Annotated in this window: 18 protein-coding genes, 1 tRNA gene and 1 pseudogene; 11 read left to right on the top strand and 9 right to left on the bottom strand. The window is 69.9% G+C overall.

Annotated elements, in window-relative coordinates:
- Window positions 1-22 precede the first annotated feature (22 nt).
- Window positions 23-190 (bottom strand): hypothetical protein, encoded by a 168-nt coding sequence (locus IMZ11_RS09685; RefSeq protein WP_228639889.1) that lies wholly within the window; start codon window positions 188-190, stop codon window positions 23-25.
- 76 nt (window positions 191-266) lie between these two features.
- On the opposite strand from IMZ11_RS09685, the pseudogene IMZ11_RS09690 reads away from it, so the two are divergent.
- The 4 genes and pseudogenes from IMZ11_RS09690 to IMZ11_RS09705 form a co-directional block, all read left to right on the top strand.
- A pseudogene (locus IMZ11_RS09690) lies at window positions 267-512 on the top strand (transposase); the annotation flags it as partial.
- A 331-nt stretch (window positions 513-843) separates the two neighbouring features.
- Window positions 844-4,524 (top strand): LamG domain-containing protein, encoded by a 3,681-nt coding sequence (locus IMZ11_RS09695; protein ID WP_228639760.1) that lies wholly within the window; start codon window positions 844-846, stop codon window positions 4,522-4,524.
- A gap of 93 nt (window positions 4,525-4,617) precedes the next feature.
- Window positions 4,618-10,983 (top strand): RHS repeat-associated core domain-containing protein, encoded by a 6,366-nt coding sequence (locus IMZ11_RS09700; protein WP_228639762.1) that lies wholly within the window; start codon window positions 4,618-4,620, stop codon window positions 10,981-10,983.
- A gap of 71 nt (window positions 10,984-11,054) precedes the next feature.
- The gene (locus IMZ11_RS09705; RefSeq protein ID WP_228639764.1) at window positions 11,055-11,579 is read left to right on the top strand and encodes a hypothetical protein; all 525 of its coding nucleotides are present in this window, start codon (window positions 11,055-11,057) and stop codon (window positions 11,577-11,579) included.
- A 229-nt stretch (window positions 11,580-11,808) separates the two neighbouring features.
- Here IMZ11_RS09705 and IMZ11_RS09710 read toward each other — a convergent pair whose 3' ends face one another.
- Window positions 11,809-12,216, bottom strand: coding sequence for a hypothetical protein (locus tag IMZ11_RS09710; protein ID WP_228639767.1), 408 nt, complete (start codon window positions 12,214-12,216; stop codon window positions 11,809-11,811).
- Between the two features lie 185 nt (window positions 12,217-12,401).
- On the opposite strand from IMZ11_RS09710, the gene IMZ11_RS09715 reads away from it, so the two are divergent.
- The 5 genes from IMZ11_RS09715 (at window position 12,402) to IMZ11_RS09735 (ending at window position 17,693) form a co-directional block, all read left to right on the top strand.
- Entirely contained in the window at window positions 12,402-12,944 is a 543-nt protein-coding gene (locus IMZ11_RS09715) for a hypothetical protein (protein WP_228639769.1), read from the top strand.
- 267 nt (window positions 12,945-13,211) lie between these two features.
- Window positions 13,212-15,482: a protein translocase subunit SecD gene (secD, locus tag IMZ11_RS09720; protein WP_228639771.1), complete on the top strand. Its 2,271-nt coding sequence runs from the start codon at window positions 13,212-13,214 to the stop codon at window positions 15,480-15,482.
- 187 nt (window positions 15,483-15,669) lie between these two features.
- Window positions 15,670-16,572, top strand: a complete 903-nt coding sequence (locus IMZ11_RS09725) for a helix-turn-helix domain-containing protein (RefSeq protein WP_228639773.1) — start codon at window positions 15,670-15,672, stop codon at window positions 16,570-16,572.
- Window positions 16,569-16,979 carry a VOC family protein gene (locus IMZ11_RS09730; RefSeq protein WP_228639775.1) on the top strand — a complete coding sequence of 137 codons (411 nt, stop codon included), beginning with the start codon at window positions 16,569-16,571 and terminating at the stop codon, window positions 16,977-16,979. The genes IMZ11_RS09725 and IMZ11_RS09730 overlap by 4 nt, the downstream gene beginning before the upstream one ends.
- 207 nt (window positions 16,980-17,186) lie before the next feature.
- On the top strand, window positions 17,187-17,693 hold the full coding sequence (locus tag IMZ11_RS09735; protein WP_063818932.1) for an HAD domain-containing protein: 507 nt from the start codon (window positions 17,187-17,189) through the stop codon (window positions 17,691-17,693).
- Window positions 17,694-17,757: 64 nt separating this feature from the next.
- Here the strand turns inward: IMZ11_RS09735 and IMZ11_RS09740 are convergent, their stop codons facing one another.
- Both IMZ11_RS09740 and IMZ11_RS09745 read right to left on the bottom strand, forming a co-directional pair.
- Entirely contained in the window at window positions 17,758-18,534 is a 777-nt protein-coding gene (locus IMZ11_RS09740) for a maleylpyruvate isomerase family mycothiol-dependent enzyme (protein WP_228639777.1), read from the bottom strand.
- A gap of 55 nt (window positions 18,535-18,589) precedes the next feature.
- On the bottom strand, window positions 18,590-19,474 hold the full coding sequence (locus tag IMZ11_RS09745; RefSeq protein ID WP_228639779.1) for a 1-aminocyclopropane-1-carboxylate deaminase/D-cysteine desulfhydrase: 885 nt from the start codon (window positions 19,472-19,474) through the stop codon (window positions 18,590-18,592).
- Window positions 19,475-19,546: 72 nt separating this feature from the next.
- Here IMZ11_RS09745 and galK point away from each other — a divergent pair, with 72 nt between their 5' ends.
- Window positions 19,547-20,668: a galactokinase gene (gene galK, locus IMZ11_RS09750; RefSeq protein ID WP_228639781.1), complete on the top strand. Its 1,122-nt coding sequence runs from the start codon at window positions 19,547-19,549 to the stop codon at window positions 20,666-20,668.
- A 57-nt stretch (window positions 20,669-20,725) separates the two neighbouring features.
- On the opposite strand, the gene IMZ11_RS09755 is transcribed toward galK, so the two are convergent.
- Entirely contained in the window at window positions 20,726-21,640 is a 915-nt protein-coding gene (locus tag IMZ11_RS09755) for an enoyl-CoA hydratase-related protein (RefSeq protein ID WP_228639783.1), read from the bottom strand.
- A gap of 128 nt (window positions 21,641-21,768) precedes the next feature.
- Window positions 21,769-21,844, bottom strand: a tRNA-Asn gene (locus tag IMZ11_RS09760).
- A gap of 153 nt (window positions 21,845-21,997) precedes the next feature.
- On the opposite strand from IMZ11_RS09760, the gene IMZ11_RS09765 reads away from it, so the two are divergent.
- Window positions 21,998-22,300, top strand: a complete 303-nt coding sequence (locus IMZ11_RS09765) for a hypothetical protein (RefSeq protein WP_061259712.1) — start codon at window positions 21,998-22,000, stop codon at window positions 22,298-22,300.
- A gap of 206 nt (window positions 22,301-22,506) precedes the next feature.
- On the opposite strand, the gene IMZ11_RS09770 is transcribed toward IMZ11_RS09765, so the two are convergent.
- The 3 genes from IMZ11_RS09770 to rpoD all read right to left on the bottom strand — a co-directional run bounded on the left by IMZ11_RS09770 (window position 22,507) and on the right by rpoD (window position 25,687).
- Window positions 22,507-23,160: a hypothetical protein gene (locus IMZ11_RS09770; RefSeq protein WP_228639785.1), complete on the bottom strand. Its 654-nt coding sequence runs from the start codon at window positions 23,158-23,160 to the stop codon at window positions 22,507-22,509.
- A 41-nt stretch (window positions 23,161-23,201) separates the two neighbouring features.
- A complete protein-coding gene (locus IMZ11_RS09775; protein WP_228639787.1) occupies window positions 23,202-24,446 on the bottom strand; it encodes an amylo-alpha-1,6-glucosidase in 1,245 nt (414 codons plus the stop codon).
- 134 nt (window positions 24,447-24,580) lie between these two features.
- Window positions 24,581-25,687 carry an RNA polymerase sigma factor RpoD gene (gene rpoD, locus IMZ11_RS09780; RefSeq protein WP_308066775.1) on the bottom strand — a complete coding sequence of 369 codons (1,107 nt, stop codon included), beginning with the start codon at window positions 25,685-25,687 and terminating at the stop codon, window positions 24,581-24,583.
- Between the last annotated feature and the right edge of the window lie 29 nt (window positions 25,688-25,716).

Below are 25,716 nucleotides of genomic sequence, written 5' to 3' on the forward strand. Positions count from 1 at the left end.
GCGTTCTTGGTCGCCTGCTCCGCTACGAGCCCTGCCAGACCCGGTCGGAATCGATATCAAGGTCACCCATCGCGATCACCTCGGTGAACTGATCCGGGAGGCACCGGTACTCATCGGTGAGGTTGTCGGGCCGGGTGAGCAGGAGACGGGCGAGACCGATGGCCGTGACCCCTTCAGGGGTCACGGCCATCGGGGATTCGTCGTGCGCCTGTGGGTGCCAGAAAGTCAGCCACCCTACACGACCTGCGCATGCTCGCGACCCCATCGCCACCTGTCCGGAGATGATCGATCTGGCCGGACTCGTCCGCGGCTTCGCCGACCTGCTGCGACCACGGGAGGGCAACGCCGACCGTCTCGACGCGTGGATCGCCACCGCCAAGGCCGCCGATCTCCCTCATCCACGCACCTTCACTCGCGGCCTTGACCAGGACCGCGACGCCGTCCGCGCGGCCGTCACCTCGCCGTTCCACAACGGCGGCACCGAAGGCGTGAACACCAAGACCAAGCGGATCCCTGGCACGGTCGTCCCGGTGTCCGGGCGGGCCGTCCTGTCGATGGCCGGGCAGGTCAGCCTGTTCAAGGACACCGCCGTGACCAGGGCGAACGACACCATGGCCGCTCGTCGAAGCTGATGAAGAAGTTCCATGCGCCGGCCTTCCGGTTGATCGTCCGGCAGGTCGGCCACCTGTGGTTCATCCGTGACGAGCTCGTCCCCATCTTCATTGACAGACACCTGACAGTAAACGTTTAATGTTGGCGATCTTGCTGATTCGGCACGGGAGATAACGCATGTTCCGGTTTCCCGGATTACGGAGTTGGCGCACGCTTACTGCCGTGGTCGTGGTGGGTGTTCTGTTGGGGACAGGGGCACCTCCGGCCGCGATGGCGGCGGACGAGGGCCGGACCGAGTCCGACGCCGGTCGACTCAGCGAGTGGCAGCAGGTGTTGGACCGCGCTGCCGAAATCGGGGAATCGGTCGAGGTGACCGGGGCCCGGACCGAGTTCACCACCACCTACGCCAATCCCGATGGTGAGTCGTTCCGTCTGGAGCAGACGACCGTACCCGTCCGAGTCAAGGGACCGGACGACGCGTGGGTGTCGCCCGATGCCACGCTGGAGCGGCGTGCCGATGGAAGCGTGGGGCCGGTGGCCGCCGCCGTGGGGATCTCCTTCTCCGGGGGCGGTGACGGGGCGCGGCTCCTCACGATGACCCGGGATGGCCGGACCCTTGAGCTGGGATGGCCGGGAACTCTGCCGGCGCCGGTGCTGGACGGGCCGAACGCCACCTATACCGACGTGCTGCCGGACGTCGACCTTAGAATGACCGCGACAACCGAGGGCTTCCGCCAGGTTCTGATCGTCAAGACCGCGAAGGCCGCGGACAACCCCGCGCTCTCGCGGATCGAGTACACGCTCAGGTCGTCCGGCCTGAAGGTGGAGGAGACCGCGGACGGCGGTATGTCCGCGACCGACGGCAACGCCACAGAGGTCTTCACCTCGCCACCCGCGGCGATGTGGGACTCCACGGGTGACGCGACCGCCGGCCGGGCCGGCGCGACGGAGGAAGCCGCCAAGCCGCTCGCCGGGCGCACATCCGCCGACAACCCGGCCGATACGCCCACCCCGAGCGGCTCGCCCACGCCGGAGGGTTCCGCCTCCCTTACGGGTGAGGGGGAGGCCGCCGACGGGCCGGCTCCCGGGGCCGGGCACGCCGAACTGCCCATCGAGGTCGGCAAGGACACGCTCGCCCTCGTCCCCGATGCCACGCTGCTGCGGCAGAAGGACGATGCGGCGTACCCCGTCTACATCGACCCGACCGTCACCTGGGGGGAGACCGACAGGACGCTGCTTCGCTCCGACGGCTACAAGTCGTACAACTGGGGCAACGGCAGCGACAACCAAGGTGAGGGCGTCGGCCACTGCGGCACGTGGAACGGCTACTACTGCGGGCCCGGGTACACCCAGCGGTTGTACTTCCAGTTCTCGCCCGCCAGCCTCAAGGGCAAGCAGGTGCTGAGCGCGTTGTTCCGCGTCACCGAGCCCTGGGCGTTCCAGTGCGAACCCCGGTGGGTCGACCTCGTCCGTACGAACAACTTCACGTCGTCCACGACCTGGTCCGGCCGGCCGAAGGAGCTCGACTTGATGGTCGACCGGAACGTGTCGGCGGGCCGCGGCTCGGCGTGCGATCCGGGCCAGCCGACCGCGCCCATCGATTTCAAGGACAACCCCGCCGAGACCAACGAGAACCTGACCCCGACCGTGAAGGACTTCGCGGCGGGCAAGTTCTCCAAGCTCACGCTGGAGCTGCGGGCACACAGCGAGAGCGACACCTCCGCCTGGAAACGGTTCAGGAACGACGCCGTACTCGTCGTCGACTATGTCGGGCTGCCGGCGCTGCCGACCGGCATCGGCCTCGTCACCGGTTCCGGCACCGTCTGTGAGACGAAGGAGTCCGCGCCCGCGGTCGTTTCCTCCCCCACGCCCACCCTGGCGTCCATCCCGCAGACCGCCTCAGGCGGCGAGTCCGGGGCGATGCTGCGGGCGGCGATGGACGTCGTCAAGAAGAACTCCGACGGGACCTGGACGAACGCCTTCGCCACCATGGAGCGGCCGACGACAGGCCATGTCGGCGACAACGTGAAGGTGACGGCGTCCACGCCGACGCTGTCCGAAGGGGTGCTGTACCGCTACCGGTCCTGGACGCGCTCGTACTACAGCAACTACACCAAGCAACTGCCCGGGCCCTCCAACGCCTCGACCACGGGCTGGTGCTACTTCACGATCGACCCGACCGCGCCGCAGGCTCCCGTGATCACGGTCGGCGCCCCGTACCAGCAGTGCACGACCACCAGCTGTGCGCCGGCCGGAGGCCCGGGGCAAAGCGCGACCTTCACCTTCGCGCCGGCGTCCGGTGACGGCAACAACGTGGCGTACCAGTACCGTCCGTCCACCGCCTCGACCTGGTCGGCGGACATCACAGGCTCCACGGCCAAAGTCGTGATAACTCCCCAGACCTCCGGCACGTTCAGCCTGTACGTCCGCGCCAAGGACAACGTAGGCAGGTACGGCGCCACCACGGTCGTCGACTTCCTGGTCGCCACGGGCGCGGGTCCCGTCGGCAGGTGGCACTTCGACGAGGACTCCGGCGTCGCCGTCGACTCGGGTACGGGGCACCACGACGCCACGCTCGCCGGCGGTGCCGTGCGAGACGCCCGCGGGCGGCGCGGTGAGCTCTGGTACGACAACAGCGGTGCCGCGCTGACCACCCCCAAGATCGACAAGGGGATGGGCCTGGACGGCACGTCGGGGTACGCGTCCACCTCGGGGCCCGTGCTGGAGACGCGCTCCGCCTACACGGTCGCCGCCTGGGTACGGCTCGACCGGACGACCACGACCGGCATCGTGATGTCGCAGGACGGCTCCGGCGGCTACAGCCCCTTCAACCTCTGGTACGACAAGGACCGCGTGTCCTACTGCTTCGGCGTCAAGGACAAGGACGAGGCCACGGGCAACGCGTACTACGGGGTCTGCGCGAAGAACAACGTGGCCCAGGCGAACGCCTGGACCCACGTGGCCGGCACCTACGACCCGACGACGCAGAAGCTGAGTTTCTACGTCAACGGTGTGCCGCAGGGCACCGCCACCGTGTCCGGTTCGTGGTCGGCCACCGGTCCGTTCGAGATCGGCCGCTACAAGTGGGCCAACATCTTCCAGTACTACTTCCCCGGCTCCATCGACGAGGTCGCCGCCTGGCAGCGCGTCCTGACCCCGGACGAGGTCGCGGCGGAGGCGCGGTCGGAGTCCCCGGTGTCGGGGCGCAACGACGTGGAGCTGGTGGCGGACTGGAGCCCCGCAGGCGTCACCGGAACCCAGCTGCCCGACTCGCTTTCCGGGTACGGCCGGTCACTGGGGCTGACCGGCGGCGCGTCGCTGGACGGTGAGGGCCTGGTGCTGGACGGCGTGGACGACGCCGCCACCACCGCGGGCGCGGTCGTCGACGACACGGGCTCGTTCACGGTGACGGTGAAGGTCGAGCTCGACCGGGACAAGGTTCTCGCGATGCCGATCGGATCCGTCGGCCAGGTGGCCGGGCAGCGCACGGCGGACGGGTCCTCATGGGGGATCTGGTTCGAGCTGACCGGAAAGGAGACGCAGCTCGACGACGACGGCAACGAGATCACCGTCCCGGTCGGCTTCTGGCGCTTCGGCCGGGTCAACAAGGACGGCACGAAGAGCTGGGTGAGCTCCGACGCCGCGGCGAGCCTGGAGAGCCCGGTCCGGCTGACCGGCGTCTACGACGCCCTGGCGGCGGGCGGGCGCGTTGTGCGGCTCTACCTCGGCTACGAACAGAACGACCTCGATATCGCCTACACCGCGCTGGCCGGATCGGGCGACTTCGCGGTCGGCAAGGGCTTCAGCTCGACTTCCTGGGGCCACTTCCTCCCGGCGAAGATCACTGATCTGCGGCTCTGGGTGGGTGCCATGTCCGATTCCGACCAGATCGACGCCGTCATCGGCGACTGACGGCAGTGCGGGGACCGGCACCCCGGTCCCCGCACGTCTCACTTCCCCGCTCGATCAGCGGGTTCTCTCTTGTCCTCTTGAGGAGGTTGGGTCATGCGTCGGCCCGGAATACGTGCTGCCCTGGTGGCCGCGATGGCGGTGGCGATGTCGTTACCCGTGGGGGTGACGACCACGGCCTCGGCGGCGGCGGAGGGGCCACCAGGCGCCCCTCCCGTGCAGAAATACCGATCGAGCAAGGTCAGGGCCATGAACGCGAGCGGGGCGAAGGAGTCCCGGGATCGGGCCGCCGCGTCCAAGGCGCGCAACGACGCCTCGGCCGACCAGGCCGCCAAGGAGCGTGCGGCCGACCGGTGGCCGGAGGCGGGCGCGGCTGACGTTCCGATCGACGGCGTCGAGAGCGTCAGCGTGGGCGGGCTCCCCGTCACCCTGGCATCCATCGATCCGGCGCCCACCGCGACGGCACCCACGGACGGCTCGGCAGCCGCCGCGACGGCCGGTTCGCAGGAGGCCCGCGTACAGGTGCTCGACCGCGCCGCCGCCGAAGCGGCCGGAGTGGACGGGGTGCTGCTGACCGCATCGGCGCCGGCCCGGGGCAGCGCGAAGCTGAGCATCGGCTACGCCGCCTTCGCCTCCGTGTACGGCGGCGGGTGGAGCGGCCGTCTGCGTCTCGTACGACTGCCCGACTGCGCGGCGACCACGCCCGAGCGGGAGGAGTGCCGCACTCAGACCCCGCTGGACACCGACAACGCCTACACCGCGCAAACCCTCTCCGCGCCGGTCACGTTCGAAGCGGCTCCGGCCGTGCTGGCCGTGACCGCCGAGGCCCCGGGCGAGGGAGGCGAGGCGCCCGACGGCAGCGGCAACTACGCGGCCACCCCGCTCACCTCGTCATCCACCTGGGAGGCCGGCAACGGCTCCGGCTCCTTCACCTGGTCGTACCCGATGGCCCCGGTGGAGCCGGCGGCGGGACCCGCGCCCTCGCTTGACCTGTCCTACGACTCGGGCAGCGTCGACGGGCGCACGTCCACCAGCAACAACCAGGGCACCTCGGTCGGTGAGGGCTTCGAGATCGCGGCCACCTCCTTCATCGACCGCCAGTACGGCACCTGCCACGAGGACGGCCACGACAAGCAGTACGACCTGTGCTGGAAGTACGACAACGCCTCGCTCGTCCTCAACGGCAGATCCACCGAACTCGTCAAGGACGACACCACCGGCACGTGGCGGCTGAAGAACGACGACGCCTCAACCGTCATCCACTCCACCGGTGCCGACAACGGCGACGACGACGGCGAATACTGGACCGTCATCACCGGCGACGGCACCAAGTACGTCTTCGGCCTGAACAAGCTCGACGGCGCGGGCAGCCAGCGCACCAACTCGGTGTGGACGGTCCCGGTGTACGGCGACGACTCCGGTGAGCCCGGCTACAACAAGGGCGGCGCCTTCGCCGACCGCTCCCTCACCCAGGCGTGGCGGTGGAACCTCGACTACGTCGAGGACACCCACGGCAACGCCATGTCGTACTGGTACACGGCGGAGACCAACTACTACCGGAAGAACAAGGCCGCCACCGCGAACACCGCCTACACGCGCGGAGGCTACCTCGAGAAGATCCTCTACGGACAGCGGTCCGACGCGCTCTTCACCGTGGACGCCCCGGACAAGGTGACCTTCTCCTACGCCGAGCGCTGCACGGCCTCCACTTGCGACAGCCTCACCAAGGACACCGCGCAGAACTGGCCCGACGTTCCTTTCGACGCCATCTGCACGAAGGACGAGAAGAAGGACGACTGCCAACCGGAAAGCCCCGCCTTCTTCTCCCGCAAGAGACTGGTGAAGATCGAGACGTCCGTCCTGTCGGGGACCGCGTACACGCCGGTTGACTCCTGGGCGTTCACCCAGAAGTACCTGGACGGCGGCGACATCGGGACCTCGTCCGACCAGACGCTGTCCCTGGAGTCGATCGTGCGCACCGGGTCCTCGGGCACGGCCCTGACGCTCGACCCGGTCTCGTTCACGTACGTGATGCGGTCCAACCGGCTGGCCGGCGGCACGCAGCCGGGCGGAGGCAACATCCTGCCGCTGACCAGGCCGCGCATCGAGACGATCACCTCGGAGACCGGCGCGATCACCACGGTCACCTACAACGAGCCCGAGTGCGTGCGCGGTTCGCTGATGCCGAAGGCCGAGGACGACAACTCCCTGTCCTGCTACCCGCAGTTCTGGCACATCAACGGTGCCACGGACGCCTCCATCGACTGGTTCAACAAGTACCGCGTGCTCGCGGTGAACGCCGCCGATCCGGCGGGGTCCAACCCGCTCACCGAGTACTCCTACGAGTACGAGAAGCCGGCCTGGCACTACAACGACAGCCCGTTCACCCCGGCCGACGAGCGCACCTGGTCACTCTGGCGCGGCTACCAGAAGGTCACCACCTACGTCGGTGACACCGACCACACCCGTACCAAGACCGTCTCCGTCTTCCTGCAGGGCATGAACGGCGACCGGCTGCTCAAGTCCGGTTCCCCCAGGACCGTCGACCCCGACAAACGACGCGCCGTCTCGGTGCCCGGCCTGGATGTCGCCGGACTCGACGTCCCCGACCTCGCCGACTCCGAGCAGCACGTGGGCCTCACCCGCGAGGAGATCACCTACAACGGGGCCGATCCGGTCGACGTGACGGTCAACGACCCCTGGTCGGTGAAGACCGCGACCCAGCACAAGTCGTACGCCGACACCGAGGCGTACTACGTGCGCGTCGGCAAGACCTCGACGCACACCTACCTCACCGTCCCGAAGACCTGGCGCACCGCCACCACCTCCACGACGTTCGACGGCTACGGCATGCCGGTCAAACAGGACAGCACCGGAGACACCGCCAAGAGCGGCGACGAGACCTGCACCCGCACCTGGTACGCACGCGACGACACCAAGGGCATCAACTCGCTCGTCTCCCGCACTCGCGAGGTGGGACGTCCCTGTTCGGTGAAGGAGGCCGACCTGTCGTTGCCCACCGACTCCTCCACCGCCGGTGACGTGCTGTCCGACACGGCCATCGTGTACGACAACGCCGCCGCGACCGGCTGGTCGGCCGGCCAGAAGCCGACCAAGGGCGAGGAGACCTGGACGGGGCGGGCCACCGGCTACCCGGCAGCCGTCACCGCCGACGAGCGGCCCCCGACCGGCTGGCAACGCACGGCCACGACCACCTACGACACGCTGGGCAGGCCGCTGACCGTCACCGACGCGGCGGACAACCCCACCACCACCGCCTACACCCCGACCGGCGCGGGCGTCCCCACCAAGACCGTGGTCACCAACTCCAAGCAGCAGAAGATCACCACCTTCCTCGACGGGATGCGCGGCCTGCCGCTGCGCACCTACGACCCCAACAACGGCAAGACCCAGCAGACCTACGACGGCCTCGGCAGGCTGACCGGGGTGTGGCTGCCCGACCGGAGCAAGGACGGCGGCCAGACCCCCAGCTTCGCCTACTCCTACGTGTACGAACGGGGCAAGGCACCGGCGATCGGTACCTCGACCATCAAGTCGGCCTCCACGGCCAGCTGGTCGTACGAGATCTTCGACTCGCTGCTACGGCCCATGCAGACCCAGCAGCCCACCCCGAACGGCGGCCGCCTGCTGACCGACACCCGCTACGATTCGCGCGGCCTCGCCCACGAAACGTACGCCGACATCTTCGACTCGGAGAAGACACCGAACGCCACCTACACCCGTGAGGAGTACGGCGAGTCGCCCAAGCAGACGATCACCGACTTCGATGGCGCGGGGCGCGAGGTGAGCAGCACGTTCTTCACCTACGGCGTGCAGAAGTGGACGACCTCGACCACCTACACCGGTGACTCCACCGCGACCAGCGCGATGACCGGGGGCAAGGCGACCCGGACCATCACCGACGCGCTGGGGCGCACAGCCGAAAGCCGTGAATACAACTCGCCCTCGCCCGCCGACACCGGATACGGCGGCCTGATGCAGGGTGGCGCATCGTACGCGTCCACCTGGTTCACCTACACCCCCGACGGCAAGCAGCGGACCATCACGGGGCCCGACGGCGCCAGATGGTCGTACGTTTATGACCTGTTCGGACGGCAGACCGGCATCACCGACCCCGACAAGGGCGCGAGCACCATCACCTACACCGCGCTCGACCAGACCGACACCATCACCGGCGCGAACGGCAGCCGGCTGCTGTATGAGTACGACGAACTCAACCGCAAGACCGGGCTGTGGTCCGGGTCGCGCACCGACGCGACCAAGCTCGCCGCCTGGACCTACGACACGCTCGCCCTGGGCATGTTGACCTCGTCGACCAGCTACGACGGAGGGGTCTCCGGCAGGGCGTACACCAAGAAGGTCCTCGCCTACGACGGCCAGTACCGCGCGACCAGCACCGAACTCGACCTCGACCCGAACGACCCGATGGTCAGGTCCGGAGCGGCGAAGACCAGCTACACCTTCGCCAGCACCTACAACCTCGACGGCACGCTGAAGAACTCCACCGAGCCCGCGACCGGCGGTCTCGCCGAGGAGAAGATCAGCCTGGCCTACACGCCGACCGGGCAGGTCGTCGGGATCACCGGCACCAGCGACTACCTCCAGAAGGCCGACCACAATGCGCTCGGCCAGCCGCTGCAGTTCACCCTCGGCCTGTCGGGGGCCACGGAGGCGAAGAAGACCTTCATCAACAACGCCTACGAAGAGGGCACCGACCGGCTGACGAGGTCCTTCGTCACCACGCAGTCCACGCCCGTCAAACCCCAGGACCTGACCTACCACTACGACCTCGCGGGCAACGTCACCGAGATCGCCGACACCGCCACCCTGGACGGCGCCGGCCAAAGCGACATCCAGTGCTACACCTACGACGGGCAGCGCCGCCTGACCGAGGCATGGACGCCGGCCACGGACGACTGCGCCGACAAGACGCTGGGCGGCGCGGCTCCGTACCGTACCGGCTACGCCTACAACGACGCGGGCCTGCGGACCACGGAGACGCAGTACACCGGCGCCTCCGCGACCACCTCGGCATACTGCTACGGCAGCACCGCCCAGCCGCACGCTCTCACCGCTGTCTCGGCCACGGGCTCCTGCACGGGTGTATCCGCCACCTATGCCTACGACGAGGCCGGCAACACAACCGGGCGCGGTGACCAGGTGCTGACCTGGGACGCGCAGGGACGCCTCGCCACCGTCACCAAGGGCACGCAGAAGACCGCCTACCTGTACGACGCCGACGGGTCGCTGCTGATCCGCCGCGCGGTGGGCGACGGCGAGAGCGTGCTGTACCTCGGTGCCACCGAGATCCACTCGAAGACGACAGGGAGCACCGTCAAGACCTGGAGCAGCCGTTTCTACTCGGCGGATGCCCAGGTGATCGCGGTGCGCAGTACGCAGACGGGGGCGAACACGGTCTCCTTCCTCGCCGGCGACACGCACGGCACCTCCTCGCTGGCGGTGGACGCGACCAGCCAGGCCGTCACCAAGCGCTACACCACCCCGTTCGGCGCGCCGCGTGGTGAAACGGTCGGCGGCGACTGGCCCGACGACAAGGGCTTCCTCGGTAAACCCGCCGATGCCACCACCGGACTCACCTCCATCGGGGCACGCGCGTACGACCCGCTCACCGGCAGGTTCCTGAGCGTGGACCCCGTGCTCTCAACGGACCAGAGCCAGTCCCTGAACGGCTACTCGTACGGGAACAACAACCCGGCCACATTCAGCGACCCGACGGGCGAGGAGATCGGGTCCAGGCCCAACTCCTGCCAGTACAACCTGAGGAACTGCTCCAAGAAGGTGCAGAAGCAGGTCGGCTTCGACCCGAAGACCGGCATCGCCACCCCGCCCAAACACACGAAGAAGAAGGCCAAGCCTACGCCGCGCCCGTCCCCGGGCCGGTCGCCGAAACCGCCGGCCGGCGGGTGCGCCTGCAAGCCGGTCAAGCACGACACCGGGGTCAACCTGATGAAGGCGCTCGTGACGCGCCCGTTCCACTGGGGCAACAACATCAACGGCGCGAACGCGCTGGCCTTGACGTACCACACGGCCTTGGGCAACGGCTCTTGCGATCGAAGGTCCCAGCAATACGTCTGCTACGGCGGCTCACCGGGAGGCGACCAGCCGATGACGGTCGGTGACGTCCACTTCTACCCATACTCGAAGAAGGAGTTCCAGAACCGGCTGAGAGAGGAGAAGCAGGACCGGGACGACATCGCGAAGGTCGCCGGCCGCAAGGTGGCGGACCAGTACGGGCCCAACCTTGAGAAGCATGAGGCGGTGCATTCCGAGCAGTGGTCGCGGTTCAGGAATGCCACCGAATACATCGTCGCGTACGGGACCCAGTCGGCGTACTCCAAATTGACCGTCGGCGATCCCGCGGGCGGGAACTCCTTCGAGATGGAAGCCAATCTGTGGTGGGGTAGCTACCGGACCTGGTAGCCCCGTTTGAGTTCCGCCCGCCCGGCGGCTAGAAGTTCCAGCCGTCCGGCGACCAGAAAGGGAAAGAACCGATGATGCGCAGAAGAAGGCCGGGGCTCGGGTACACGGCCGTCGCGTTGGCCACTCTGGCCTTCTTCGGCGTGGCGTGCGGCACACCCGCGCCGAAAGGCATCCTCGCGGTCGAACGGGCCCAGGACGGCGGTGTCAGGCTGCTGCTGGCCGACTGCCCCGGCTATGTCGCCCAGGACGTCTCCGTCATAGCGGACACGGACGACGACAGCGAACTGGTCGACTGGAGCGTGCACAACAGCGGCCGGACCTCGTCGGTGCGCGACATACAGGTCTTCCAGGGCCCGCCCGAGGGCTGGCGGACCACCGGCGACACGCTCACCGCCTTGCGGGAGGGCGTCCCCTACGTCGCGAACGTCAACGGCAACGTCGGCGGCAGGGGTCTGCGGGGACGGGTGCCGTTCACCGTGGAGGACCTGAAGGGTCTCGGGAGCGGGGAGGTACTGACCTGGAACGGAGGGGACAAGAACGTGAAGACGGACCGGGATGACTTCCTGCACGGCGACCCGGACCGGTGCAAGCCGTGAGCACCGTGCGCACCGTGAGGACGCGCCAATGATCGTCTTCGGTCACGGGGCCGATCCGTGTAGGTAGCCAGGTTCTTACCCCTGTGCCGTGCCCCTGCGGCGGCTTCTCCGCGCGTGCGCTTCTCCGGTCCTTGGCGGCTCCCGCCGGGGGCACAGTCCGGCCGTGCGTCTCCCGCCGCTGAGATCATTCCGCGGATTCCGTGATTCCGTGATTCCGTGATTCCGCGGGCTACGGGCACTTGAGCCACGCGACCAAGGGATAGGTGCCACCGCTCGGCGTCTTCATCCATCTGTACCCGGCCTCAACGCGGGACCCCTTGTTCTCATTGCCCTTGTCGTGCTCGTCCCAAAGGCACGAGGGGCGGCCTCCGACGTGATCGCGCCCGCCACTGTCCGTCCACCACACATCGGCCGGGACCAGGGCGGCCGGACCGCTGTCCGCCTGGAACGTCCCTGAGCCGTCAACGGTGAGCTGGACGTATCCCTCAGCGACGGCCAACGGGACGTCGCCCAGCGGCAGGAAGCTCGCCGCCACGCCACCCACCACCGCTGAGGCAAGAATGATCAATGCCATGAACACCCTGCTGACGGTTACGTGACCCGCCTTCGTCGTGGCCGGGATCTCAGGCGAAGACATGGGGGAACTGTACGACCCTTCCGATCAATCGGGCACCCGCCTGCTCACGCGGCTCTCGTCCGATCGACGTCTCCGGTCCAGGAACCTCTCCACCCTCCACGCGGGCCGGGCGGCGTTGCGGCTCTCGGCCACTCCCAGACCTGGCTAGGCTGACCGGAACATCTACGCGGGGGAGGGGAGGAGCAGTGCGCCAACGGTCGTCGTTCCTCGCCGTACCCGCCAGGTGGCTGATCTGCCTGATCTTCCCGCTGCTGGTCAGCGGCGTCCCCGCGGCGGGCGTGCTCGGCGCGCTGCCGCAGGTCTCCGTTCTCGCGGCGTCCGCCCCCTCCGCTCTCACCTCGTCCGCGCCCTCGTCCGCCACGGCGGCCGGCACGGACGACCACAAGGCCGGCACGCGCACCACTCTCGCGGCCGGGCCGTACGACACGATCACAGCCGGGCCGTACGCCACGATCGCGAGCGGTCCGGACGACCACGTCGCCGCACCGCCGCAGCCGCACGACCACGGTCCGACCTCGCACGATCTCTCCGGCCGACCGCACCACGAGGCCGTCATCGGAGCGAAGCGCGGCGCCATGGGAGCGGGCCAGACGGCCCTTCTCGTCGACCGGCGCCGTCCCGCGACGACATCCCGCGTCACGACCGCCGTCCTGCCGCCCGACGGCGGCGCGGACCCGCTCGCCGCACCCGGCGTCTCGCCGGGCCGCGCGCCACCCACCACAGGCTGAGAGCGCACGACCACCCGCTCTCGATCCCGGTATGCCTGCACGCGCTCTTTTCGCGCGCCCTTTCCGATCGGTTGACGCCTGAGGCACCGGATTCCACGCGCAGGATTCACGCGCTGGACTCCATACGTAGGACTCCACGCGCTGGTCTCCGCACCGGATTCCACGCACCAGATTCCACGCACCGGATTCCGTGCGCCGCGTCCCGATCTCGGTATGCCTTCACGCGCCTACGCGGCGCGTCATCCCACTCCGCCTGTGGAGGCTCTCATGTCGCGTGCCCCAGTGGTACGCGCGCTGGCGGCGCTCGCCGTCATCGCGACATCACTCGTCCTCGCCCTCACCATGTCCCCGCGCCTCGGTCTCGATCTGCGCGGCGGCACCCAACTCGTCTTCGAAACCAAGGACTCCCCCACCACGAAGGCGGACGCCGAGGCGACCGACCGGACGCTGGAGGTGCTCCGCCGCCGCGCGGACGCGCTCGGCGTCGCCGAACCCACGCTCGCCCGTTCCGGCGAGCGCCGCATCATCGTGGAACTGCCCGGCGTGCTCGATCCGCGCAAGGCGGCCGAGACCATCGGAACGACCGCGCAGCTCACCTTCCACCAGGTGCTCGACTATCCCGAGGACTCGGCCAAGCCGAAGAAGGGCGAGCGGATCCTTCCCGACGAGGACGGCCGCAAGCTGCTCCTCGGTCCGGCAGGGCTCACCGGCGAGTCGGTGAAGGACGCCAAGGCCGGGATCGACGCCCAACGGGCCAGTGGATGGTTCGTCTCGCTCGACTTCCGCGACAACCGCCCTTGGGAGAAGCTGACCGGTGAGGCGGCCTGCGCTCCCTCGGGCGACCCCAAGCGGCGGATCGCCATCGTGCTCGACGACGAGGTCATCTCCTCCCCACAGGTGAACGACACCGTCCGCTGCGGTGTCGGCATCACCGGCGGGACCACCGAGATCAGCGGATCCTTCACCACCGAGGAGGCGCAGAACCTCGCCCTCCTGATCAAGGGCGGCGCACTCCCCGTGCCCGTCGAGATCGTCGAACAGCGCACGGTCGGCCCGACGCTCGGCGCCGCCGCCATCGAGGCGAGCGCGAAGGCCGCGATCATCGGCGTGGTGCTCACGGCGGCCTTCCTCGCCCTGGCGTACCGGCTTGTCGGGCTTCTCGCCACGGTCGCCCTGGCGTGCTACGCGCTGATCTCCTACGCCGCGCTGGTCGCCCTCGGCGCGACGCTCACTCTGCCCGGTCTGGCCGGATTCGTCCTCGCCATCGGCATGGCGGTGGACGCGAACGTGCTGGTCTTCGAACGCGCCAGAGAGGAGTACGGCGCCGCTTCGCACAAGGGGCTGCGCGGAGCGCTGGAGAAGGGCTTCCACCACGCGTGGAGCGCGATCGCCGACTCCAACATCACCACCCTGCTCGCGGCCGGCCTGCTCTTCTTCCTGGCGTCCGGCCCGGTGCGTGGTTTCGGCGTCACGCTCTCCATCGGCGTACTGGCCTCGCTCGTCTCGGCGATGCTGATCACGCGAGTGCTGGCCCAGTGGGCGGTCGGGCGCCGGGCGGTGAACTCGCGGCCGCGGCTGTCCGGGCTCGGCGCGGTCGGCGCGCTGCGTTCCTGGTTGAACAGGAAGAACCCCGACCTCATGCGGCGCGGACGCCTGTGGCTGGGCATCACGGGCATCCTGACCGCCCTCGCGATCGCCGGGCTGTTCGTCCGCGGGCTGGACTTCGGCGTGGAGTTCACCGGCGGCCGCCTCGCGGAGTACGCCACCTCCACGCCGGTGAACGCGGACACGGCCAGGCAGGCCGTCGCCGACGCCGGCTTCCCCAGCGCGGTCGTCCAGAGCTCGGACGACGGCATCACCGTCAGGACCGGCCAGATCAGCGGGGATGAGGCGGCGAAGATCGAGGCGGCGCTGGCGAACGTGGCCGGTGAGGTCACCAAGCAGCGCGACGAACTGGTCGGGCCCAGCCTCGGTGACGAGCTGCGGCGCAACGCCCTCATCGCGCTCGGCGTGGCCCTCGCCGCGCAGCTCGCGTACCTGGCGTTCCGTTTCCGCTGGTCGTTCGGTACAGCCGCGGTGCTCGCGCTGGCGGTGGACGTGGCGATGGTGGTCGGCGCGTTCGCCTGGCTGGGCAAGCCGGTGGACGGCGTGTTCCTGGCCTCGGTGCTCACGATCATCGGATACTCCGTCAACGACAAGGTGGTGGTCTTCGACCGGGTACGCGAGATGTGGGGCGCGTCACCCAAGACCCCCTTCCAGCGAATCGCCGGTTCGGCGGTGGTGCAGACCGTGCCCCGGACTGTGAACACGGGTCTCGGCGCGCTGTTCATCCTGGCCGCGCTCGCGCTGCTCGGTGGGGACTCGCTCACCGACTTCGCGGTCGCGCTGCTGATCGGTGTCGTGGTCGGCACGTTCTCGTCGGCCTTCGTCGCCGCCCCGCTCGCCGTCGAGTTCGAGCGGCGCAGCTCGGCGCCTCCCCCGCAACCGGCCAGGAAGCGCACCGCCCCGTCTCGCCAGGGATCGGGGGCGGTGGTCTGAGCGTCCGGGCTCATCCCGGATCCGCAACCCATCCCTGATGTCACCCCCGGCCGGGACCCGCGCGTTCCCGGCCCGGGGGGCCGGCCCGGAGGACGTGCCGGATCCGCTCGGTGGCCGTGCCGGGCCCGGTGGGAGCCGGGAACACGGGGCGCCGATCGGCGACACTGGTGGGCGGGGAGGAGCGACCATGGCTGATCCGGACACCAGCGGGCCGACGACCGAGTTCGCCGGAAGGCGGCCCGCGCCGTCCCTGCGGGGATTCGTCACCGCGTACATCGGCTATCGCGAGGCGGGCGTCCCCCCGGCCAGGCACCGCGGATTGCCCTCGCCGTATCTCACGATGATCGTCACCCTGGACGATCCGCTGGTCGTGGCCGCGCACGCGGACCGGCTCGCCCCTCCGGGGACGTACGACACGCTCGTCGGCGGCCTGCACAGCACACCGGCGCTGATCACGCATGACGGCCGGCAGTCCGGCATCCAGCTCGCCCTCACACCGCTGGGCGCGCGGGCGCTGCTCGGCCTGCCCGCCGGGGAGCTGTCCGGCATCGACCTCGACGGGGCCGACGTGCTCGGTGGCGTGGCGGACGAGTTGCGCGAGCGCCTCCTCGCGGCGACCGGATGGCCCGAGCGGTTCGCCGTACTCGACTCGGTACTCGTTGCGATGCTGGGCTCAGGTCATGGCACGGCGCTCGGCGCCGGGGCGGCCATGCCCGCCGAGGTCACGTGGGCATGGCGGCGGCTGCTGGCGGCCTCGGGCGGGGTCGGCGTGTCCGACCTGGCCCGCGAGGTCGGCTGGAGCACCCGTTACCTGGGGCGGCGGTTCCGCGAGGAGATCGGCCTGAGCCCGAAGGAAGCGGCCCGGGTGGTGCGCTTCGACCATGCCCGCCGTACGCTGCAACGCCTGACCGCCGGAGGCGCACCTCCCGCCCTGGCCTCGCTCGCCGCGAACTGCGGCTACTACGACCAGGCCCATCTCGCCCGCGAGTTCGGCGCGCTCGCCGGGTGCTCCCCGAGCCGCTGGCTCGCCGAGGAGTTCCGAAACGTCCAAGCCCTGCCCCCGGGCGCGGCGACAGACTTGTTCACATGACAGACAACACACCATCACCGCAGGTCTGGCCCACGCTGCGCGCCCGCGACGCGCGCGGCCTGATCCGCTTCCTCGTCGAGGCGTTCGGCTTCGAGGAGACCGCCGTGTACGGCGAGGGCGAGCGGGTCGATCACGCCCAGCTGTCATGGCCTCTCGGCGGCGGCATCATGCTGGGCTCCGTCCGGGACACGCCGGACGACAAGTGGACGCTGGAGCCCGGCACGTTCGGCGCGTACGTCGTCACCGACGATCCGGACGCGCTCCACGCGCGGGCGATCGCGTCGGGTGCGCGGCTCGTCCAGGAGCCGTACGACACCGACTACGGCTCGCGCGACTTCACGGTCCGCGACCCCGAGGGCAACCTCTGGTCGTTCGGCACCTACCGGGGTGAGCCGCGCAAGGGGTGAACGCGGCGGGAACCGGGCCTCCCCAGTGGAGGCCCGTCACCCTCTGACCGATGGTCCCGTGCGTCGTGCGGCATCGGCGCGGACGGGCTTCACCCGGGAAGACCCGTCCTGTGGAACACATGCCCCAGGAAATGACATATGTCCCAGGAGCGAGTCCTTTGAGTAGCGTGTACTGGTCAGGCAGTACCGCCCGCTCTGGAGGAGTTCGTGACGACATCCGCCCGTCCCCTGGTGCTGCTCGACGTGGACGGGGTGCTCAACCCGTTCCGCCGCCCGTCCTCGCGGTTCGCGCGACACGAATGCGTCGTCGACGGCTGCTCGTACCAGGTCCTTCTGGACGTACGGCACGGCGAGGAACTGCTCTCCCTGTCCGAGGACACCGGCGCGGAGCTGGTCTGGGCCACCACCTGGGAGGAGAACGCCAATGAGGAGATCGGCCCGCTCATCGGCCTGCCCCGGATGCCGGTGATCAAGGTGATGGCGGGGGCGGGCGCGGCGCGCGGTGAACATTTCAAGACCGGCCCGGTGGCCGAGTACGTCCGCGGCCGCCCGTTCGTGTGGTTCGACGACGAGCTCAGCCCCGCCGACTGGGAGTACCTGACCGAACATCCGGACGTCGGCGACTTCCTGCTGATCGAGGTCGATCCACGGAACGGGCTGTCGGGGTGGGACATCGACCGCGCACGGGAGTGGCTGGCCGCCGCCCAGGGCTGAGCGGTTGGCGCATGCCCACGGCTGAACGGTCGGCCCATGCCCACGGCTTCCGCGCACGGCCGGTTCAGATCGCCGAGTTCTCCAGCCAGTGGGCGAGCAGGCGATCGTCGCCGAAGATCTCGAAGCGTCCGGCGTCCGGCCGCAGCCGCCCGTAGACGAGCAGCAGCAGATCACTCGCGATTCCCCGCACCGCGACCGCGCCCTTGCCGTGCCCGCGCTCCCAGGTGAATCCGGTGGGTCGGAGCGTGATCATCCACTCGCCCTCGGCGTCCGTCGCGTGCAGGTGCAGCGTCTCACCGTCACCGCTGAGCCGTCCGACGCGCTCCGCCCACTCCGCGGCGTACGGCAGGTTGCCGAGGAACTCGTCCACGCCGTCGATCGCGCTCCCCGCGTCGATCCCGGGCTCGCGGCCCAGCGCCAGCTCGGCGTCGGCGAGGTGGACCAGCAGCTCGTGCAGCATCCGGCGGGACCAGAAGCGGGCGTGCCGGTCGCCGCCCCAGGACCAGAGCGGCGTCTCCGGCGCGGTCGCGCGCAACGTGGCCAGCAGTCGCGCCGTACCCGCCGCGAGCCAGGCCGCGGGGTCGTCTCCCTCCCCCAGGCGGTCCATCGGGACGTCACGCGCCCCGAGCCGCTCCGGAGCACGGGTGCGCACCAGGTGCTCCGCCCAGCGCTGTGTGATCCCCACATGCTTCACCAGCTTGGCGATCGTCCATCCCGGACAGGTGGGGACCGGAGCCGCCGGATCCGCCTCCTCCACGAGCGCGACCAGGCGCGCCGTGGCGGCCTCGATCGCCGTGCAGTAGTCCTCGTGCGTCCGGTCGCCGTGGATCAGCTCAGTCATGCGCCGACCGTACCTCTCCGCCCCCGGAAGCGGTACGGCCCCTGCCGCTTCATGATCAGCCGGTGATCACGGCGACGACGACCGTGCCCGGCGCGAGGTCACGCGCCAGGGCGTAGACCCCGTACATCATCTTGGCCACGTAGATCCGGTCGAGAAGGAGCCCGTGCCGTACGGCGAAGTCGGAGGCGAACGCGTCCAGCTCCGGTGTGGAACGGGCATAGCCGCCGAAGTGGAAACCACACTCGACCCGCCAGCCGCCCGTGACCCGGCCGAGCCCCTCGCGCTGGAGCCGGGCGACCTCTCCGGTCAGGAACTCGCCGCCCTTCAGGACCGAGAAGCCGACCGCCTCCCGGCCCGGCGGCAGGCCGGCCGCGATGCCGGCGAGCGTCCCGCCGGTGCCGACCGGGCAGCAGACGAGGTCGTATCCCCCGTCCAGTTGCGTGTCCAGTTCCGGGGGGATCTCGGCGCAGCCGCGTACGGCCGCCGCGTTGCTGCCTCCCTCCGGCAGGAGATGGAAGTCGCCGAACTCGACCCGCAGCGCGTCGATCACCTCGGGCGTGTGCTTGCTCCGGTACGCCGTCCGGTCCAGGTAGGTCAGCCGCATGCCCCGGCCCACCGCGTACGCCAGGGAGGGGTTGAGCGGCAGGTGTTCCTCGCCGCGGATCACACCGATCGTCTCGAAGCCGTAGGCCGCGCCCGCCGCCGCGACCGCCCTGATGTGGTTGGAGTACGCCCCACCGAACGTGAGCACCCGGCCCGATCTGGGGTTGTACTTCAGCTTGCGCCACTTGTTCCCCGAGATCTCGGGGTGGATGAGGTCGTCGCGCTTGAGCAGCAACCGGACGGCTCCGAGACGCTCGTCGCGCACCTCCTCGATCGGCGAGGGCACGCACGCCGCCGGGCTGCTCGCCGATCCCGCCAGACCTGCCGGAACGTCCATACCGTCAAGGCTGGCACACGGACGCGGACTCGCTAACCTACGTGGAAGCCGTTTGTTGAGGAGTGTTCGATTATGCGTGTTGTTGAGGTGTTCCGTGCGGCCTATGGGAGCGACCCCGCGGGGGTCTGGCACGCGCCGGGCCGGGTCAACCTGATCGGCGAGCACACCGACTACAACGACGGCCTCGTGTTGCCCTTCGCCGTCCCGTGGGGCGTGACCGCCGCCGTCAGCCCCCGCCCCGACGGCGTCGTACGGCTCGCGTCGGTCCAGGCGCCGGGCGAGGAGCAGGTCGTCGAGGACCTCGACCAGACCCGCGGCTGGGCCCGCTATCCCGCCGGAGTCGTCTGGGCACTGCGCCGCGCGGGCCACCCGGTCGGCGGCGCCGACATCGTGATCGACGGCGACGTGCCCAGGGGCGCGGGTCTGTCCTCCAGCGCCGCGCTGGAGGTGGCGACCGTGCTCGCTTTCGACGACCTGTACGGCCTGGCCCTGCCGAGGATGGAGCTGGCGAAGATCGCGCAACAGGCCGAGAACGACTTCGTCGGCATGCCCTGCGGGATCATGGACCAGGCGGCCTCCGCGCTCGGCGAGGAGGGCCGCGCGCTGTTCCTCGACTGCCGCTCCCTCGGCAGCCGCGCCGTCCCGCTGGACCTGGCGGCACACGGCCTGCGGCTGTTGATCATCAACACCGGTGTCCACCACGAACTGGCCGACGGGCAGTACGCCCGGCGCCGCCAGGACTGCGAGAACGCCGCCAAGCGGCTGGGCGTACCCGCGCTCAGGGACGTCACCGACCTCGCCGGGGCGCTGGCCAGGCTGAGCGGCGACGAGCGGAAGCGGACCCAGCACGTGGTCACCGAGAACCACCGGGTCGAGGCGGTGATCGGCCTGCTGCGGGCGGGAGCCGTACGCGAGATCGGCGCGCTCCTGAACGCCTCACACCTCTCCCTGCGCGACCAGTTCGAGGTGTCGTGCCCCGAGCTGGACGTGGCCGTCGAGGCGGCGGTCAGGGGCGGCGCGCGCGGCGCCAGGATGACCGGAGGCGGCTTCGGGGGCTCCGCCATCGCTCTCGTCCCCGAAGAGCGCCTCCCGGCCGTACGGGACGAGGTTCTGCGGGCCTACGAGGCACGCGGCTGGGCCGCTCCCGCCTTCCTGGAGGCGACCCCCGCTCCCGGCGCCCGCCGCCTCCGCTGAATCGGACCGGTTCCGGGGCCGGATGCCGGGCGGCTTCCGCCTGAGGCGTCGGCGCGCTCACAGCGGCCGGAAACGCGGCGGGCGGCGCTCCAGGAAGCCGGCGACGCCCTCGGCGAAGTCGGGCCCGCCGAACGACTCCATCATGAGCCGCACGGCCCGGTCCCTCGACTCGTCGAGAGGCCGCTCCCAGTCGCCCCACACCTGCCGCTTGATGACCGCCATCGACGTGGGCGAGCTGGTGGCCGCCAGCTCGCGCGCGTACGCCAGGGCCTCGTCGAGAAGCCGCTCTCCCGGTACGGTCCGGCACGCCAGGCCCAGCGCGTACGCCTCGGAGCCGGTGAAGGTCCGGCCCGACAGCAGGAGCTCCATGGCCCTGGCCTGCCCGGCGAGCTTGGGCAGGATCCAGGCCAGGCCGTACTCCGCGATGAGCCCACGCCGGGAGAAGGCGGTGGTCCACTTGGCGTCGTCGGCGGTGAAGACGAGATCGCAGACGAGGGCGTAGACCATGCCCAGCCCGGCGCAGGCGCCGTTCACCACGGCGATGACCGGCTTGCGTAGCGTCAGCGGAAAGGTGGCGGGCCGGGGATCCGGCTCGAAATCGGGCGATCCCGCCCGCTGTCCGGTGCGGCCTTCATCCCGGCCTTCATCCCGGCCTTCGTCCCGGCCGTCCTCCCGGTTACCCGAGCCTCCGCCCATGCGGCCTACGTCCCGGTTGCCCGCGTGGTCACCCGCCTGGTCGCCCGCGCGGACTCCGGCCGCCTGGATCGCGGCGAGCGCCTGGAAGTCGGCGCCGGAGCAGAACCCCTTCCCCACGCCGGTGACCAGGATGACCCGGACGGTGGGATCACGCTCGGCCTCTTCGAGCAGATCGAAGTAACGCCGCCCCATCTCCGGGGTCCAGGCGTTCAGCCGATCCGGCCGGTTGAACTTCAGGACCCGCACGGCGTCGTGGTTCTCGGACAGCACCAGCATGTCGGCCTCCCTGTACAGAACTATGTTCTACACCAGTGGGGGCGGCCTGATCGACCCCCAAAAAGGAAGAAAGGGTCAGAAACGCAACGAGGCCGGGCGACCTTTCGGTCACCCGGCCTCGGAGCCAGTGGCTCCCGCGATAGGACTCGAACCTATAACCTGCCGGTTAACAGCCGGCTGCTCTGCCGATTGAGCTACACGGGATTGCTGTTCGCCCCGCCTTCCGGCCTTTCGGCTTTCCTTGCGGCGCGGAACTAGATTAGCGCACTCCGAGGGGTTCCTGTCACATCGGTTGCGCTTGGATAGAGCGTGGCCCCCAGGGTAGGAGGCCGGAGACATTGAGTGGGGAGGTGGATGATGCGCTACAAGGTGATGTTCGCCGCCGGGCTGGCCATCGGTTATGTCCTGGGCACACGGGCCGGGCGGGAACGGTACGAGGAGATCAAGCGCCTGGCACAGCGGGTGTCCGACAGCCCGACGATCCAGGAGGCTGCGGGCCTGGTCGGCGCCCAGGCGGCCAAGGTCGCCGACAGGGCCAAGAGCATGGTGGGCGACAAGTTCGGCGGCAAGGTCCCGTTCATGCGCAAGCCCGAGCACGAGCCCTGGTCGGCGGAGAAGGTGCCCAGCGGAGCCGGCTGGCCCGACCCCGGAACGACCTGAACACGTGACCGCCTTCGGCGTGTCACGCGGGCGACCCTGATCGGTGACCGCGCGACGACGCGCGGCGCCGACAGATCGCGCGCCGCGCACGTCTGACGGCGTGTCGCGCCGATTGACTCGATCGGCGGCTCGCCTGACGGCGTGTCGCGCCGAACCACTCGATCGGTGGTCGCCTGGCGGCGTGTCGCCCCGACAGCCCCGGCGCCTCAGACACCGAGGCTGCGGCGCACCTCCTCGAGCGCCTGCTCGGCGAGTGCGCGCAGTCCCGGGTCGCCGGGATCGAGACCGGGATCGAAGACGAACTCCCAGCGCGGCTCCTCCGCCCCCGGCACGCGCCTGGCGACCAGCCGCACTCCCCCACGCGCGTCGAGCGGGACGTGCTTGCTCGCCACGATCGACGAGGTGACCCGCTCCCGGATCGTCTCCGGCAGCAGACCGGGCTCCGGAAGCGGCACGCGGTGGATCTCGCCGTCCGTCATGGCGACGGTGAGGCCGGTCTCGTCCCACGTCGCCTTGTCCACCATGTGCCAGGGCAGCCTGTGCCCGCCGGGCAGGTGCAGGGCCAGCGTGGTGGCGACCGCATATCCCGCACCGGCGCTCCCACCGCTTCTCCCGGCGGCTCCTCCGGCGGTTCTTCCGACAGTGCCTTCGCCGCTTCCGCCGGCCGTGCCCTCGTCGCTCCTTCCGGCCGTGCCCTCGCCGCTTCCTCCGGCCGTGCCCTCGCCAGCCGTAGGCGCGTGGCTGAGCACCCGCTCGCCCGGTTCCAGGGCGAGGGCCGTACGGACCTCGGACGGCAGCCGCTCGCCGAAGAGGGCACCGGCGAGACCGGAGAACGCGCGGGAGAAGGATGATCCAGCCAACGGGCACCGCCAGGGAACGCGACGATCGGTACAGCCGCAGGCTATCTGCCGAGCAGATCGAGGGTGAGCGCGGCCGACCAGGAGAAGTCCCTGCAGCCGTGCCCGGTCCCGTCGAAGGGATCGAAGCACTCGCGGAATCCCCCCTGCCGGACCAGCCGCAGCGTGCTCGCCACGAGCAGCTCGCGCAGCCGGTCGAGACCGTGTACGGCGGCGGCCTGGCTGAGCAGCCAGTTCGTGCTGATCCAGGACGGGCCGCGCCAGTACTGCGCCCGGTCGAACTCCGGCGCCCTTATCTCGCAGCTCGGTACCGGATATCCGGCCGCGCCCATGAACTTGGTCGACTCAAGGAGCGAGGTCAGCGCCGCGATGACGTGGTGGGGCATCTCGGGATCGAGCATGGGACCGAAACCGCCGATCGTGCAGACCGGGACGAGCCGGTCGGCACGGACGTCCCTGGCGTAGAAGGCACCGTTCCACAACCGGTCGAGCAGGGCGCCCCTGATCCGCGCCGCGGCCTCCTGGAACGGCTCCGGGTCCACTCCCACGACCTCGGACGCGAGCCGCGCCATGGCGTCGCAGGAGAGCAGCCAGATGCCGTTGAACATCGGGTCCTCGACCGCGAACGGATGCTCCTCCCGGAAGTACGACGGCGCGTACCCGTGATCACGGCACTGGACGGCGAGCCAGAAGTACCTGTCGTGGTAGCCGGTACCGCACCGGCCCGCGGGCAGGTTCGCCAGGGGCGCGTCCCAGGCGGGGCTGTCGTCCATGCCTGACTCCCACGGGTGGGCGATCGCGGCCAGCCCGTGCCCTCCGGCGTCCCTGCTCCGCAGATAGGCGTGCTGGGCCACGAGGGACGGCCACGCCCGCCGTACGAACCGGGCGGCGAGCTCGCGGTCGGCGGCGTGCCGCCAGATCCACCAGGCGGCGTACGCGTGCAGGGGCGGCTGGGTCAGCCCGGACGTGAGCGCGCCGCGCGGCGCGTCCGGGACCTCTTCCGAGCGCCACATGGACGGTCCGGGGAAGTAGCCGTCGCTGTGGTGGAACACGATGTGCGGGACCATCCCGGTGCGCCACTGGCCGGTGAAGAGTGAGAGCAGCTCCTGACCGGCCCGTGCGGTGTCGCGCCTGGCGAGGCCGATCGCCACGAACGCCGAGTCCAGGCTCCACTGGTGAGGGTAGATGCCGGGGGCGGGCATGGTGGAGGTGCCCGTCCAGTTCGCGTCGAGCACGGCCAGGGCGGCACGCCCGAGCGCGGCGTCGTCAACCGCGGGACGCCCCTCCATCGATCCAGACTAATCCCACAAAGCCCAGAAATCACCGAATATGGCGCCCCGGCCGCGGGGTCCCGCACGGCCCGCAGGACCCCGCACCGACCCGGCGCCCGGTGACACACGTCCCGGCGCCCGGTCGCGGACCATCACTCGAGATAGTCGCGCAGCATCTGGGCCCGGGTCGGGTGGCGCAGCTTGGCCAGCGTCTTCGACTCGATCTGCCGGATCCGCTCGCGGGTGACGCCGAACTCCCGGCCGACCTCCTCCAGCGTGCGGGGGTGGCCGTCGGACAGGCCGAACCGGAGCTGGATGATCCGCTGCTCGCGGTCCGACAGGGTCGCGAGGATGTCGTCGAGCTGGTCCTGCAGCATGATGAACGCCGCGGCCTCGATCGGCACCACCGCGTCCGCGTCCTCGATGAAGTCTCCGAGATCGGAGTCCTCCTCGCCGATCGGCGACTGCAGCGACACCGGCTCCTGCGCGATCCGCTGGATCTCCACCACGCGGTCGATGGGCAGATCCATCTCCGCCGCGATCTCCTCGGGGGCGGGCTCGCGGCCGAGATCCTGGTGGAGCTGCCGCTGCACCCGGACCAATTTGTTGATCGTCTCGACCATGTGGACCGGAATTCTGATCGTCCGGGCCTGGTCCGCGATGGCCCGGGTGATCGCCTGGCGAATCCACCATGTGGCATAGGTCGAGAACTTGTAACCCTTGGTGTAATCGAATTTCTCAACCGCGCGGATCAGGCCGAGATTGCCTTCCTGGATAAGATCCAGAAAGAGCATTCCACGGCCCACATAACGCTTGGCGATCGACACCACGAGCCGCAGGTTCGCCTCGATCAGGCGCTGCTTGGCGCGCACGCCCTCCCAGACCAGATCCTCCAGCTCGGGACGGCCCAGCCGTATCGCGGCGCCGTCGCACAGCTTGTCCTCGGCGAACAGACCGGCCTCGATCGCCTTGGCGAGTTCCACCTCCTCCTCGGCCGTCAGCAGCGGAACCCGGCCGATCTCCCGCAGGTAGATGCGGACGAGGTCGCTCGTCGGAGCCCGCCGGCCGGCGTCGTCGTCGTCCGGCCTGGTCGGCTCGTCTTCGCCTTGGGGTTCGAGAACCTCGACCCCGTTCTCCGCGAGCATGCGCACGACGCGCTCCAGCGCGTCGGACGGCAGCTCGGATTTGTCGAGCGCGGCGGCCACGTCGTCGACCGTGACGCTTCCGCGTTCTCTTCCCTTCGCGACGAGGTCCGCCACCTGGTCTACCGATGGCGGCCCACTTGGTA

It is taken from the genome of Microtetraspora sp. AC03309, assembly GCF_020826795.1.
GTDB lineage: Bacteria > Actinomycetota > Actinomycetes > Streptosporangiales > Streptosporangiaceae > Microtetraspora > Microtetraspora glauca.